Annotated in this window: 1 pseudogene; it reads right to left on the bottom strand. The window is 56.1% G+C overall.

From position 1 onward, the window contains the following. A pseudogene (locus QWI17_RS06585) lies at positions 1 to 586 on the bottom strand (IS5-like element ISPa41 family transposase); the annotation flags it as partial.

The raw sequence follows: 586 nt of genomic DNA, 5'->3' as shown, positions 1-586 counted from the left end.
CAGCCCACGAAAACGTACTTTCACGTAACCAAACTGCCGCTTGATCACGCGAAACGGATGCTCGACCTTGGCCCGTGTCTGAGCCTTGCAGAACTCGATCTTGCGCTTGGCTTTGTACAGTACGCTGCGCTGGTTCAGCTTGGAATAGGTGCTGCGACGCGCTGCAATCTGCCAGATCACCCCCCGATTTTCATGCTCTTCGCGCCTTTCGACACCGGTGTAACCGGCATCTGCATACACGGCGTTTTCTTCGCCATGCAGCAGTTCAGCCACCTGCGTGACATCGGCCACATTGGCAGCGGTGCCATGGACGTGATGCACCAGGCCGGACTCGACATCGGCACCGATGTGCGCCTTCATCCCGAAGAAATACTGACCGCCTTTCTTGGTCTGGTGCATCTCGGGATCACGCTTGCCTTCTTTATTTTTGGTCGAGCTGGGGGCATGAATAATGGTGGCATCGACGATGGTGCCTTGGCGCAGCGACAGGCCTTTTTCCTGCAGATAACCATTGATGACCGCAAGGATTGCCGGTGCGAGCTGATGCTTCTCCAGCAAGTGCCGGAAGTTCATGATCGTGGTGTCT

The sequence above is a fragment of the Gilvimarinus gilvus genome (genome assembly GCF_030518155.1).
GTDB classification, from domain to species: Bacteria; Pseudomonadota; Gammaproteobacteria; order Pseudomonadales; family Cellvibrionaceae; genus Gilvimarinus; species Gilvimarinus gilvus.
The sequence above is the reverse complement of the archived record's forward strand: the minus strand, read 5'-3'. Positions and strand labels throughout refer to the sequence as shown.